Origin of the sequence: Prevotella veroralis (assembly GCF_018127765.1) — a bacterium.
GTDB classification, from domain to species: domain Bacteria; phylum Bacteroidota; class Bacteroidia; order Bacteroidales; family Bacteroidaceae; genus Prevotella; species Prevotella veroralis.
Window position 1 is genome coordinate 225,714 of record NZ_CP072331.1, and the last position, 14,683, is coordinate 240,396.

Consider the following 14,683-nt stretch of genomic DNA (forward strand, 5'->3'; position numbering starts at 1 on the left):
AATGTCCTTCTCCAATCGAAGAGGGCGTTTCCTTGCAATGAAGAGGGCGTTTCTTCACATCGAAGAAACGCCCTCTTTGTTTGTAAATAATACTATCTACTCCCCTCTCCATTCGGAGAGGGGCTGGGGGTGAGGCTGGTTGTGGGTGTTGGTGGAGCCTCTATACTTACGGATAAGGGGCGTTGGGTGTCCCTCATAATATCGGTGTTTATCGAAGGCGAAAGGCATCTGCTCCTGTGCATCCCACCCACAGGTGAAGCTGTTGTAATCGGCATCCTTGAGCATTACCTCACGATAGTATATGTGCGTCGCATCCCTCCCGTAATCGTTATCTTTATTAATGTCATCACTCGAATCAATCGTTAATAACAACGATGGCAAGGGGCTGAATGTGGCTGGGTTAGCCCCTTTAACAACCTTATTCTTCCAATAGACGTGGTGCAAGTCCTTACTCCAATCGGTGTAATCAAGCGATTGCAAGTGCTTTAAGTCAGTACCTGAAGGCATCTTCAGAAGCTCAAAGTTATAAACTGATTGCCCATAAGTATAATAGTTATCATTGATGTTTGACGGCGTTAACAACCGATAATCTTTCAATTCGCGAGGCTGTCCATCGTAATAAACACAGGTCTTATCCTGTCCCACATGCCTATTGTCTTTATAGATAAAGAACGTGGAGGCATCGGCACCCTGCACCACTTTGTCTTTAAAATACACCTGTTTATTGTCCTTGGCATATAGTTCGTTCAAGCCTTTAAACGACTTCCAATCGCTGATCCGAAGCCTCTTTGGATCCTCTTCCTGCACATTCTCACCCACATAATAGGCGTATTTACAATCCAAATCCCAGTTCCCTTTACCCATGCGGAACGTCTTATAATCGGCGACATGATAGGGTTTTCCATAGATGAAATAGTCCTTTCCGTCGTAAGCCTTGCCGTTCTTTCCCACCTTAAAGGTCGTTGGATCAGCCCCTTTCAGCACCTCCCCAAGATAGTAAACATGGTTTTTATCCACGGCATAATCGCCTTCGTTGGTCATAACCTGGAATGTCTTGGCATCCGCCCCCTTAACCTCTTGAAGCATATAATACACATGGTTTTTATCCTTCGAGTAGCTCCCGTCGATGTCATCTCCAATCCGTTTATAAGTGAAGAAGTCTGCTCCTTTTGGCAACTCCTGCGCTAATGGACTCACAGCTAAGAGTGTGCAGAGTGCCAGTAATATAATAGGTGCGCCCGAGATGATATAAAACAACGATGCTTTCCCATGCTTCCTTGCCATCTTCTTAGCCATGAAGAGCAAGGGAATGATATATACAGGATAAAGCCAGATAACGAATGTAACCACCCATCTGGATATATCAATAGCCAGCGGAACACTGCTTCTGTCATATAAAAAGAGCGTCCCCAAGGCAACTAAAGGCCATGCAAGAAGGAGTGAAAGGAGTAACATCGAAAAGAATATCTCACCGACTGTTACCTGTCCTCCCATGCGTCTCTTCATCCACGAACAACATTTATCTATCATTCCCATAACGATTCCTTACATTTTAGTTAACTTGCTGCAAAGATACAAAAAAGGGGTGAAGAAGTGAACAAGTCAAAATAATTTGCTATCTTTGTGGGCGTGTTTATGGCACATGAAAACCTAATCTTTATGTAGACCAATATAACCAATACCTTATTATATAACTATCTCCTCATGCAAAAGAATAGATTCTTTCTTTTACTGATAGCCGTTACTTTCAGTTGTGCCATGCGTGCGCAACAAGCCATCGGACTCATTCCTCAACCGCGCGAAATCGTTGCGACGGGTGGAACACTGCGTTTGCCCGCCACGTTCTCGATAGGTGGTCGACAACTTCCAGATACTATCTTGGCGGAAGCTAAGAACTTTGCTGCCCATTACCAGCAGGTAACTAACCGCCAACTCAAGGTTTCGAAGAATCTTAAGAACCCTTTTATCCATCTCATACGCACGACAACCGAGGGCGTAGAAGGTTATCAGCTCCATATCACGCAGCAGGATATTACAATTAAGGCAACGACCACAGCAGGATTTTTCTATGCCTTCCAAACTATTAAAAAGCTCCTGCCACCAGCCTTCGCAGCCCGTCAGAAGATGGAGAAGACAGCCCCCACTCTACCTTGCATGAGCATTACGGATAGTCCACGTTTTGCTTATCGTGGCTTCATGTTAGATGTGGCTCGCCACTTCTTCGGCGTCTCTGAGATTAAAAGACTGCTTGATCTCATGGCGAACTATAAGATGAATAACTTTCATTGGCACCTCACTGACGATCAAGGATGGCGTATCGAGATAAAGAAGTATCCGCGCTTAACCACCGTTGGAGCTACTGCCCCGGGCACGAAATACTCGGATGTGAAGTTGGGAGAAGTGCGTAGTAACGAACCTTACGGACCCTTCTTTTACACGCAAGAGGAGATTCGGGAGGTTGTAGCTTACGCTCATCAGCGACATATCAACGTGATTCCTGAGATCGACATGCCCGGTCACTTCATGGCAGCCATGGCCGCTTACCCAGAGTATAGTTGCACCCCTGCAGGGCAGCACAGCGTTTGGACAGAGTGGGGAGTATCTCATGACGTGTTGAATGTGGCTAATCCTGCAGCCGTGAACTTCGCTCGTGACATATTAAAAGAGGTGTGCGATCTCTTCCCCGGACGCATTGTTCACATTGGAGGGGACGAGTGTCCAGATGATGCGTGGCGGCAGAATGAGGAGTGCCAAAGCCTCTATAAGACAGAAGGACTCCATAACTACCGACAGTTACAGAGCCGTTTTATCAAGCAGATGGCGGATTATCTCCATTCGAGAGGACGCACGACAGCGGTGTGGAACGAGGCTATTACGGCTGAAGGAGCAGAGTTAGAGCTGATCAAGGAAGCGAACGTGAAGGTCTATTGTTGGTATCCCGCAGCACAGTCGGCACGCATGGCAGCGGGGCAGAAGCTCGATAACATCGTTACTTTCTTCGGTCCTTATTATATCAACAGGAGGCAGAGTACGGCAGCAGATGAGCCTAACGCAGCAGGCAAGGGAGCGGATAGCTTGCGTGTAACCTATTGTGTCAAACCTGTTCCCGAAGGCTTACCAGCATCCTTACAAACCTATTATCAAGGTGTGCAAGCGACGTTTTGGACAGAGCATGTAAAGACTGTTTCCTACTTAGAATACCTCGCTTTGCCACGTCTCTTGGCTGTTGCTGAAGCAGGATGGACGCCCGAAAAGCTCAAAAACTACGATAGTTTCCGTGAAAGAATATCGAAGGATGCAGCCTACCTAAGCCTTGCTGGTTTCAATTTCTGTCGACGAGATCTATTGAAAAAGTATGTCGATAAGATACCTGTCAAGCCTTTGCAGTAATCAAACAGAGTTCTATTTATTTCTAATAATCAACTATTTAAGACATTACAACATGAGTCGAATCTTACCAACTATCACTCTCGTAAGTGTATTAACAGTATTTCCAGCATCGCTATCGAAGCTCCATGCACAGGTTGTAAACCACCCGTTAGGAACAAAAGAAATGAAGTGTGGGGTATTGGGAATTGATCCCCTGCAACAGAAAGTACGCACAAGAGGAAACGATGAGGACAACACAAAGGTAACCGATGGTGTCTATCGTGTAATGAGACTGGCTGTCTTTATGAGTGCAAAAGAGTATAACTCCGATAAATTCAACCGCGATTACAATAAGATCAAAGCCTTTTGGACAGAATTGGAGACCTATCTAAATAGTATCTATGTACGTGACTTTGGACTGCAATTCAAGGTTATTAAGGACGAACGATTAGTTGAAAAGACTTACCATCGGGACTATACTTATCAAGATGGAACCCCTCTCATCAATGCAGCTATCGGTATTGACAACTACGATATAGGTATTGTTCTCGACTATTCGGATAGTGGTGGCATGCAAGGACTTGCTTCTGTCGGTGCGATAGTGAATGATACTTGGAAGGCTTCGGGCATTGTCATCAATCAATCCATGCCTACCATCGCCCACGAACTGGGGCATTTACTGGGTTCAAACCACCCCTTCACACGGAGTCAAGGGATGCTCGGATATGGCACGGAACCTGGTTCTGGACAGTCAATCATTAGTTATGGATCATCATCGGAGCAGGACTTTGTCTCGTTGGAGTGCCTCAAGAGGATTCTTCATGAGACTCCGAAGGCTGATTACCGATTGGTGGAACGATTCCCAAATACGACTAATACAGCGCCACACATCGATCGCGAACGCATGAAGGACACTTATGTTGTACCAGAAGGAACGTTCTTCTCTATTCCTATTTATGCAACGGATCAAGAGCAAAAAACGCTTAATTACACCTTTAATCAATATGGATGTACACCGCAGCAGCCCGCTCACTTCCCTGTTTATGCACCACAACAAAGCAATGTAATAGACTTTGGTGTGAGGTATAATGGCACTGGTGCGGAGGTGACCAATTCGAATAGTATCCCTGTAGGAGACTATCGTTTCTGGTTCAGTGTGAGTGATGCTCTCCCTGTAGAGGAGGCTATGAAGAAACATCAAGCACCCCTTTATGATAGTTACATAGCGAACATCAAGGTCGTAAAAGCTACGCCTTTTAAACTTACAACAACCATTGATAACCATTATGAGAAGGGTGATCTCCTGCATTTGACATGGACAGTTGACAAGTCATTCTTTCGATCAGGAAGTAAGGTGCGAGTGCTGATGTCGGATGATATGGGGCATACCTTCCGCCACGTCTTACTCCCTTCAACGGACAACGATGGCGCTTGTGACGTCTTTATCCCACAACGATTGATGAAGAGAGTGCCTACTTATACTTATGTAGTACCCGAGACCGGAGAGCGAATAGACATATATTTTGCCAGTGAGGGACTACTCCGTATAGAAACAATCGGTGATGATATCCGTTATTACGACATATCGAATAACTCGAAAAAAGACGGTGGTATTGAGGTTACGAAGGCTGAGGTAGAGTTCAGTGGAGTTCCTGAAGAGACCTATATCACCATTGGCAAAAACGATGAAATGCCTCCGAAACCAAATATCACAGCATCAGTACAGGGACAGATGGTACCTGTCACTTATACGGAAACTACTGACGACAACCTCACCACACGCACATGGACAGTGAAACGAGGCGGGAAGACAAGTGGTATACAGCTTTTTATCGAACGTAGAAAGACTGATACTGCGGGCAACACACCCGATGGTATCTCCACAACCAAGGCTTCAGATGCCATTAACATCACTACATATAAAGGACAGATAACGCTCACGGGCACGAAGACTGGTACTCTTGTTGGTATTTATAACACGGCAGGTATGCTGGTTAAGAGTATGATGAGCAAGGGAGAGAAGCTCTACTTCGACAACTTACCATCAGGTGTCTATATAATAAAGGTGGGCGAGGAAGAGCCAAGAAAGGTGCAGGTAATCCACTAAAGGTGGGTTTCCTGCAATCGAAAAGAGGTTTAACCTGTATAAAGGACATATCTTCTTCCCTTTGAGTGCATACTTATCAAAGTTTTTAACTATCTTTGCAAACAACCTAAACAATTACCTATTAGAATGAAAAAGACTTTACTTTCAGTAGCAATTATGCTCCTTGCGCACACGAGTTGGGCACAAGAAGCCTATCATCCCACGCCTGAAAACATTCAAGCACGTCAACAATTTCAAGATGAGAAGTTCGGTGTCTTCCTGCATTGGGGGCTCTACTCGATGATGGGAGTGGGCGAGTGGGTGATGCAAAACAAGGACATCAGCTATCGAGAATACCCTAAGTTGGCTAAGACCTTCTACCCTTCTGAGTTCGATGCAGACGCTTGGGTGAAGGCTATCAAGGATGCTGGTGCGAAGTACATTACCATTACCACCCGTCATCACGATGGTTTCTCGCTCTTCAAGACAGCGACAAGTACCTATAACACTGTCGATGGAACGCCCTTCAAAAGGGATATTATTAAGGAACTGGCAGCGGCTTGTCAGCGGCAAGGGATCAAGCTCCACCTCTATTACTCACACCTCGATTGGGGGAGGGAGGACTATCCACAAGGGCGCACAGGACTTGGTACTGGGCGTGACAAGAGCAAAGCAAACTGGGCAAGTTACTATCATTTCATGAACACACAACTAACCGAGTTGCTCACAAACTATGGTCCCGTCGGTGCGATATGGTTTGATGGTTGGTGGGATCATGATAGCGATTCAAAGCCTTTCGATTGGCAGTTACCAGAGCAATATGCCCTCATTCACAAGCTACAACCGCAATGCCTCGTAGCCAATAACCACCATCAAACGCCTAACGAAGGCGAAGACATCCAGATATTCGAGCGTGACTTACCGGGCGAGAACAAGGCTGGTTTGTCAGGACAAGACATCAGTCGGTTACCGTTGGAGTCGTGTCAAACAATCAACGATCACTGGGGTTACAACATTACCGATACCCTTTACAAATCGCCGAAGGAGTTGATTCAGATGCTCGTGAGGGCTGCCGGTAAGAATGCAAACCTCTTGCTCAACATCGGTCCAGAGCCTGGTGGAGCCTTGCCAGACCTTGCCTTGAATAGACTAAAGGCTATGGGCGAATGGTTGAAACAATATGGTGAGACCATCTACGGCACTCGTGGCGGTATTATTGCGCCTCACGACTGGGGCGTAAGTACGCAGCGTGGCAACAAGCTGTACGTCCACATCCTTGATTGCATAGACTCCAGTCTGTTCCTCCCAATGGGCAATCGCAAGGTAAAGAGTGCTAAAGTCTTTGCCACGGGTAAGCCTGTTCGATTCACAAAGACGGGTGATGGTATTACAGTTAACATGGGTGAGGCTCCTAAGGAGATTGACTATGTTCTCGAACTCACACTTTAGACAATCTCACGGGACTATGAGCAATGATCTTACCAAGTTCTATTTCTAACGAAGAAAACAATTTATTTATCAATACAAAACATTTAGAAACAACGAAGAAAATGAGAAAGATCCTACTTTCCGTGGCTCTTATGATGGCGTCAATAGCCCTACATGCCACGGATGCAAACTATCAGGTAGTACCTTTACCACAATCAATTACAATGCAGAAAGGCGATGCCTTCGTCCTTGATGGTACAACTTCTGTGCTCTCACTAAGCACCGATGAGGCGATGCAACGCAATGTTCAATTCCTGAAACAATATATTCGTGAGACCACAGGCATTAGTCCCGAAGGCACCAGCAAGAAAGGTTCTGTTATCCTATTAAAGCTCAATGACAAGATTGAAAACGCCGAAGGATATGTCATAACAGTAAAAACTAAGAACATAACTATCGAAGGGAAGACAGCCGCAGGAGTGTTCTATGGCATACAAACATTGCGTAAGTCGTTGCCAGTAGAGCAGGCACAGAACGTCAGTTTCCCTACTGCTCAAATCGTGGATCAGCCTCGTTTCGGTTATCGTGGTACGATGCTCGATTGTGCGAGACACTATTTTAAGGTGGAATTCATTAAGGAGTTCATCGACATGTTAGCACTTCATAACCTCAACACGTTCCACTGGCACCTCACAGAAGACCAAGGGTGGCGAGTGCAGATAGACCGCTATCCGAAGTTAACTGAGGTCGGTTCAAAGCGTGCGCAGACGGTAATTGGGCGCAACACAGGGCTTTATGATGGTATTCCTTACGGTGGTTTTTATACGAAGGAAGATATGCGTGAGATAGTAAAGTACGCCTCCGACCGCCACATAACAGTGATTCCTGAGATCGATATGCCCGGTCACATGCTGGGCGCACTGGCTGCTTATCCAGAGCTCGGATGTACTGGTGGACCTTACAAAGTGGCTGAGTCTTGGGGCGTGTTTGCCGATATCCTCTGTGCCGGGAATCCGAAGACTTACGAGTTTATCTATAATGTTCTCGATGAGATAACGGACATCTTTCCATCGAAATACATCCATATCGGAGGTGATGAGTCGCCTCGCGACAGATGGAAACAATGCCCCCGTTGCCAAGCGGAGATTAAACGACTCGGCTTGAAGGGATCGAACGGCTTTACCGCAGAAGCACAATTACAATGCTACTTCATGAGCCAAGTTGCGAAGCATTTAGCCGCTAAGGGACGCTCGATAATAGGCTGGGATGAGATCCTCGAAGGCGATGTCGACAAGGGCACAACAGTGATGAGTTGGCGTGGAACAGACGGAGGTTTCGAAGCTGCTAAGCGTGGTTTGGATGTCATCATGTCGCCTACTACGTACTACTACATCGATTACTACCAGACGAAGGACAATAGGCTCACGCTCATAGGAGGGTACCTCCCGACAGAGAAGACATATAGCTATAACCCCGTTCCTGATGATGCAACACCAGCGTTAAAGGCGCATGTTAAGGGTGTACAAGCTAACCTTTGGACAGAGTATATAATGGGTCGTGACCTCGCTTTCTACCAACTCTTACCACGTGTGGCAGCCTTGGCAGAGACGGGATGGACCGATAACACGAAGAAGAACTACACCTCTTTTAAGGAGCGCGAAGCGAAGTTGAACATGCTTTACAAGCACTACGATTGGAAGGCATGTCAGGACATCTTCACCCCAGCAAAGTAATAGGAAAGAGCCGTCCAGCCTTTCCCATAACCTCTCCTAACCTCCCCCATAATCCCACCCAGCTTCCCCCAAGGGGAGGAGTGCCTAACGGGAGCGAGTTAAGGGAGGCTTTTCTTTAATTCAAAATTCAAAGTTCTTAATTCAAAATTATGATTAGTTCGAGTTGACAAGTTGACGGGTTAACGAGTAAACAAGTTATTTGTTCTGTGCAATAGAGCACCACAAAGTAGGGACAGACGCCCTCGTCTGTCCGCCCATTTACCCCTATGTATCATCCCGTTAGGCAACATCCCCTCCTTTGGAGGGGCTTGGGGAGGCTTTCGCAGGTTGTGTTCTGGCGGACAGACGAGGGCGTCTGTCCCTACAGGTTGGCATGTTCTTTAAATAAAGAGACGCCTTCTTCGCTTTGAAGAGGGCGTTCCGTTGCATCGAAGGGAGGCTTCCTTCATATCGAAGAAACGCCCTCTTTGTTTGTAAATAATACTATCTACTCCCCTCTCCATTCGGAGAGGGGTTGGGGGTGAGGCTGGTAGTGTGCGGGGGTGAGGCTTCCTCTCCATTCTACCAGTCCCTTAGTTCTTCTGTCTAACAGCCTCGGAAGCCAGCGATCTGGTCGTACTGCTGTTCCTCCATTCGGCGGTTGATCTGTCGGAGCCAGTGGCGGTGTGTGAGGATAAAGGGTAATCCGATGAGGGCAAGGAGGAGGTTGGAGAGATGCTCAAGATTGAGGTTTCTTCCTAAGATGATGATAGGTACGGGCAGACCGAGCACTATGAATGGCATGAGGTATTGCATGTAAGGAATCTTCGTGTTCGAACGGCTGGCAGAGTGCGAGGCATTCATTGGGAATGACACCTTATTATATATAGCCATTTGAAAGAGTATCCTATAGGTGAATCCAACGGTATAAAGGAGGAAAGCAAGGACTGTCCATGCACTCACACTACCCACAATCACTGCCGGAACAGAGCACAGAACGGGGATGAGGAGGAGCGCAGAATAGAAATAATACTTGGCTAACAAGAGTTGATATAAGCTATTCGGTAGCATGATGAGGCACTCGAAATAGTTGCCATCATAGCACATCAAGGGGGTAAGAAAGGCTATGCCGTAGGTAGAGAAACAATAGAGGAGGATGGAATCGGACGTTGCGGAACTCGCATCCGAGCTGTAGGACGTCAAGAACAAATAGAAGATTATAAAGCAGGTGTTGCCGATGAAGGCTCGACGCATACGTTTGTTACGCTGGATGAAACGCACTTCCAATTTCAAGTATTCGCTTAACTCTTCGAAATGTTCCAAGAAGTTGAGCGATAGAACACGGCGTTTTGTCTTCTTCTGAGCCGTTATTGTATATGCTTCATAATAGATATGACGCAGGACAATACGCCTGTTTAGGGCAAAGAGAAGGGTGAGTAAGAGGAGAGCTGGTAGATAAAAAGCGATGTTCCCCCGCATTACTAATTGTGCAAAGAGGGCTGCCCATTCGAAGAGGGCATCGATGGATGGGACGAAGAAGATGGGGATAAAGAGGAGAGGATAAACCACTATGGGCAGGAGCCAATAGGCGATATGGTGCGAAATGAGCGTTTGCGAGAGTTGATAAAACTGTCCGTTGATGAGACTAAGTACGTAGAAACCAATGATATACCCTACTATCTCCATCGTTCCGAAAGCGGGTGTCAACGTGTGGAGACCAAAGGGAACGGCGATAAGGAGTAAGAATAGGTTGCTTGGTTGTGCTATTTGACGAAAGATGAGATAGTCGGCACAAGCATAACGAGGTAGGGGTAAGAGTAGATAAGGGCGTAATCGGAGAAACTCCTGACGTGTGGTAGCACATCGAAAGAGGTAATCTACGATGAGAAAGAGAGGTAGGAGAACGAAGATAAGACGATAGCCACCATAACCATCCTGCGTTGCCATGGTCGCAAGTTGCCATCCGCCCCACGCAATATAACCATAGGCAAAGAGCCTCACCACATAGTAGATATACCTTGCTATGCGGTTGGCTCTCCTTTGTTTAATACGTTTTACAGCGAGAGAGAAGTGTTGGTGAATGGTTAGAAGGGTCTCCCAATAAGTCATCTTCGGCTCTTCCTATATTCTTATTTATCGATGAATAAGACTTGAAGAGAGGTGATATACTACCTTAAATCGACAACTTCTGCACTCGGGCAGTGCTTCTTATTGAAGTTAAAAATGCCGTCTGACAGACTCTTGCGTTGGATAGAACTAACCTTAATAGTAGTCCATTTCCCTCCTTGCTTCATCTTTATTCCCTGCAACTGATAGCCCTTGCTAACGGTTACAAAAGCCTCTGACACACTGCGTTTAGCGTTAGTAGTCTTCATGTGAACGACGTATGAGCCACCTTGAGACGTCATTGAGAGGTTGTAACCTTGGCGGTACATGGTCATCAAAGCGTATGGGTTCATGGCTACTCGTTGACTCTCTGTAGGGTTAGAAACGTTTACCTCGTTCGTAGACTTCATGTAAGTCCATTGCGTCTTGCCGTTAAACCAAATCGTAGCTTGCGGTGTTGTGGCAACAAACTTAGCCCCTTTGACAGAGATAGAACCGCTGGTGCGACCCGTGCTGGGGCTTGACAGTGTGAAACGAGCCGTGATTCCGCTCTGGTTAGAGACGATCGCAGTTGCCTTATCGAGGCATTCCTTAGCCTTTGCCGCACTCTGTGCAAAGGTGCTGTTAGCCATCAGGATGGCTGCAAATAATAGTAGATACTTAATTTGTTTCATTGTCGTATTGTTTTAATCGACGTGTTTCTTTCTTCTTAAAGTTGTTCTTCGGTGAGTGTTACCCACGTAGTGTTGCCATGAGATTATCAAGGCTTACCTCGTCACTGATCAGTACCTCACGTGGTTTAGAGCCTTTCGCAGCCCCCACGATACCGGCTTTCTCCATCTGATCCATCAGTCTTCCGGCACGGTTGTAACCGATAGAGAAGCGGCGTTGAATCATACTCGTTGATCCTTGTTGATTGACAACAATGGCGCGAGCAGCCTCTTCGAAGAGCGGATCGAGGCTGTGGGTATCGAGCGAACCACCGCCAGCTGCCTCGTCATCAGACAATGGCTCTGGTATTTCCAATGGTGCCACAGGCCCCAGCTGATTAGCGATAAACTTCGAGATACTCTCTACTTCGGGTGTATCTACAAATGCGCACTGCACACGAACAGGGTCGGCTCCGTTGAGATAAAGCATATCTCCACGTCCAACAAGCTGTTGCGCACCCGGTCGATCGAGGATAATTCGAGAGTCCATCATCGCTCCAACGCGGAAAGCAATGCGTCCTGGGAAGTTCGCCTTGATGTTACCTGTGATGATAGAGGTCGTTGGTCGCTGTGTAGCAATAATCATGTGGATACCAACGGCACGTGCTAATTGGGCGATACGAGTGATTGGCATCTCCACTTCCTTACCTGCCGTGAGGATCAAGTCACCGAACTCATCAATGATAACAACGATGTATGGCATGTATTCATGCCCTTCCTCGGGATTGAGGTGATGGTTCAGATACTTCTGATTGTACTCCTTTATGTTACGAACACGGGCTGCCTTGAGTTTGTCGTAACGCTCATCCATGAGCACACAAAGTCCTTTCAGCGTCTTAACAACCTTCTGCACGTCAGTGATAATAGGCTCTTCTTCGTTCTCCTCAACGGCTGCCATGAATGGTTTAGCTATTGGGGAGTACACGCTGAACTCAACTTTTTTAGGGTCAACAAGCACTATCTTCAATTCATTCGGGTGTTTCTTGTATAAGAGCGAAGTGATGATAGCATTCAAACCAACGGATTTTCCTTGTCCAGTGGCGCCCGCTACGAGTAGATGAGGTATCTTCGCGAGGTCGACCATGTACACATCATTGGTGATCGTCTTGCCTAATGCGATTGGTAACTCCATCTTCGACTCTTGGAACTTCTTAGAGTTTAGGATGGAGAACATCGATACTATATTAGGTTTCGCATTAGGAACTTCAATGCCAATGGTGCCCTTTCCCGGCATAGGAGCTATGATTCTTATACCGATGGCAGCAAGACTTAGGGCGATATCATCCTCTAAGTTCTTTATTTTAGATATGCGTATGCCCTGTGCGGGAGTAATTTCATAGAGCGTGATAGTGGGTCCTACCGTTGCACGTATGCTTCGGATCTGTACGCCGAAGTCGCTTAGAACCTTTATAATGCGGTCTTTGTTGGCTTCTAACTCATCATGGCTCACATAGTTAGTCTTGTTATCTGAGTCGTACTGCTTCAACAGGTCGAGTGTAGGGAACTTCCAATTCGTGAACGGCTCACGTGGGTTTATCGGCGTTAAGAGTAATTCTTCATTGGCAACAGTGTTCCCTTTTGCCTCCTCGGTCTTATGTGTGTCTTCCACATCAAAGCCCGGTTTGTCATCCTGCTTATCGGTATTCTTCTTTGCAGAAGGGGCTTTTATGTCAGGGAACGAATCGGGGAGTCGCTCCACACCAGAGGCTGTGGTTGATAAGTCGATAGGCTCTGCAAGAGTTGGATCGATCGTTTCCTCCTCATCATCCAACGCCTCATTCGGCATGACCTCATCATCTTCTTGCTCATTGTCAGTACCTCCGTGGAAATGATCATGCACCACCGTGAACTTCACCTTATTACGTATGTAGCCCACAGGATTCAGTAGTTTGCGTACGATGGTGATAGTTTCTGCGGTCAAATAGGTAAGGTATGCGATCATAACTATCACTAATAATGACACCAAACCGGGTGCTCCTATAAGGTTCTCCATATATTGCACGCAGAACGCACCATGGTCTCCTCCGGGATTAAAGACTTGATCTCCCATCAAAGGAGTTAGGAACTTCGCAAACGTAACAGAGCCCCATACCATCATAAGAGCCATTCCAAGAAACCATTTCAACAAACTTATCTTCTTGTAAGCACCCATCATTCGAACGCCACAAAGTGCTATGAAGGCGGGAATAAGGAATGCCGGAATACCGAAACAACGTGAGATAAGACAGTAAGAAAGCAATGCTCCGATAGAACCGCAGTAGTTTTGGAACTCACGAGCACTATTCTGAACCTCTCCGGGACGCATATCTACAACCAAACTCTGGTCTGCCTGTCCCGTAGAAAAGTAACTGAAGAAAGCAATGCAGATGAATATAGCAACGCACAAAAGTATGAGTCCGACCACAAACCCCGTCTTGTCATTGATGATATTATCGAGTCCCAGTGCCTCAGTGAACGTCTTGCTCTTGCGTTCGGATTTCTTCTTTGCCATTTATCTTATCAATGTTTTATCCTTGCAAAAGTAATAATTTCATGCCACATAAGTACAGGTTTTAATACTTTTTTTATACTTTTGCAAGTCAGTTGAGTATTGGAAATGAATAAAGTAATATATAATAAGTTCGATAAAAGTAGGATATCTCAATTACCAAGAGTGACCTTTCCCGGTCGAATTGTTGTCATTCTCAATGAGACGGAGGCTGAGAAAGCAGTAGACTACTTGCTCTCCAGAGATATTATAGGCGTCGACACGGAGACAAGACCAGTGTTCAAAAAGGGGCACCGACGCAAGGTTGCGCTCTTACAAGCATGTGATCATGAGGTGTGTTTCCTCTTTCGTCTGAACTACATAGGGTTTCCTGATTGCATAAAGCGGTTCTTGGAAGATACCACAGTGCCCAAGGTTGGACTCTCACTAAGCGATGATATGCTCATGCTTCACCAACGCGCCAACTTCAAACCGGGCTATTTTATTGACTTACAAGACTATGTTAAGTCGTTAGGAATCGAAGACATGAGTCTTCAGAAACTATATGCTAACGTCTTCCATGAACGTATTACCAAGCGTCAACAGCTCTCCAACTGGGAGAACGAGGTGTTGAATGATAAGCAGAAACTCTATGCTTCCACCGATGCTTGGACTTGCATCAAACTCTATGAACGCCTGCATGAGATGAAGGAGACGGGCGATTACCAATTAGTTGTTGTACCCACTCCGGAACCAGCAACCCCTGTTGAGGCTTCACACAAGGCTGAATAAGTCTGTGTGCAAG

9 protein-coding genes are annotated in these 14,683 nt (G+C 46.3%); 5 read left to right on the forward strand and 4 right to left on the reverse strand.

Features of this window, described 5'->3' with window-relative positions:
• Window positions 1-96: 96 nt before the first annotated feature.
• Window positions 97-1,530: a DKNYY domain-containing protein gene (locus tag J5A55_RS09050; RefSeq protein ID WP_249118612.1), complete on the reverse strand. Its 1,434-nt coding sequence runs from the start codon at window positions 1,528-1,530 to the stop codon at window positions 97-99.
• Window positions 1,531-1,704: 174 nt separating this feature from the next.
• Here J5A55_RS09050 and J5A55_RS09055 point away from each other — a divergent pair, with 174 nt between their 5' ends.
• From J5A55_RS09055 to J5A55_RS09070, 4 genes are all read left to right on the forward strand, one after another.
• Window positions 1,705-3,390 (forward strand): beta-N-acetylhexosaminidase, encoded by a 1,686-nt coding sequence (locus J5A55_RS09055; protein WP_004383980.1) that lies wholly within the window; start codon window positions 1,705-1,707, stop codon window positions 3,388-3,390.
• 52 nt (window positions 3,391-3,442) lie between these two features.
• Window positions 3,443-5,476 carry a zinc-dependent metalloprotease family protein gene (locus J5A55_RS09060; protein ID WP_004383981.1) on the forward strand — a complete coding sequence of 678 codons (2,034 nt, stop codon included), beginning with the start codon at window positions 3,443-3,445 and terminating at the stop codon, window positions 5,474-5,476.
• Between the two features lie 126 nt (window positions 5,477-5,602).
• Window positions 5,603-6,904, forward strand: a complete 1,302-nt coding sequence (locus tag J5A55_RS09065; RefSeq protein WP_004383982.1) for an alpha-L-fucosidase — start codon at window positions 5,603-5,605, stop codon at window positions 6,902-6,904.
• Window positions 6,905-7,005: 101 nt separating this feature from the next.
• Window positions 7,006-8,616, forward strand: a complete 1,611-nt coding sequence (locus J5A55_RS09070) for a beta-N-acetylhexosaminidase (protein WP_039851485.1) — start codon at window positions 7,006-7,008, stop codon at window positions 8,614-8,616.
• A gap of 585 nt (window positions 8,617-9,201) precedes the next feature.
• On the opposite strand, the gene J5A55_RS09075 is transcribed toward J5A55_RS09070, so the two are convergent.
• From J5A55_RS09075 to J5A55_RS09085, 3 genes are read right to left on the reverse strand one after another with little or no spacing between them, the layout of a single operon-like run.
• Window positions 9,202-10,704 (reverse strand): DUF5687 family protein, encoded by a 1,503-nt coding sequence (locus tag J5A55_RS09075; protein ID WP_004383986.1) that lies wholly within the window; start codon window positions 10,702-10,704, stop codon window positions 9,202-9,204.
• A gap of 59 nt (window positions 10,705-10,763) precedes the next feature.
• Entirely contained in the window at window positions 10,764-11,375 is a 612-nt protein-coding gene (lolA1, locus tag J5A55_RS09080) for an outer membrane lipoprotein periplasmic chaperone LolA1 (protein ID WP_004383987.1), read from the reverse strand.
• Window positions 11,376-11,433: 58 nt separating this feature from the next.
• Window positions 11,434-13,902 carry an FtsK/SpoIIIE family DNA translocase gene (locus J5A55_RS09085; protein ID WP_004383988.1) on the reverse strand — a complete coding sequence of 823 codons (2,469 nt, stop codon included), beginning with the start codon at window positions 13,900-13,902 and terminating at the stop codon, window positions 11,434-11,436.
• Window positions 13,903-14,007: 105 nt separating this feature from the next.
• Between J5A55_RS09085 and J5A55_RS09090 the strand changes: the two genes are divergently transcribed.
• Window positions 14,008-14,670 (forward strand): 3'-5' exonuclease, encoded by a 663-nt coding sequence (locus tag J5A55_RS09090; RefSeq protein ID WP_004383989.1) that lies wholly within the window; start codon window positions 14,008-14,010, stop codon window positions 14,668-14,670.
• The last annotated feature ends 13 nt before the right edge of the window (window positions 14,671-14,683 follow it).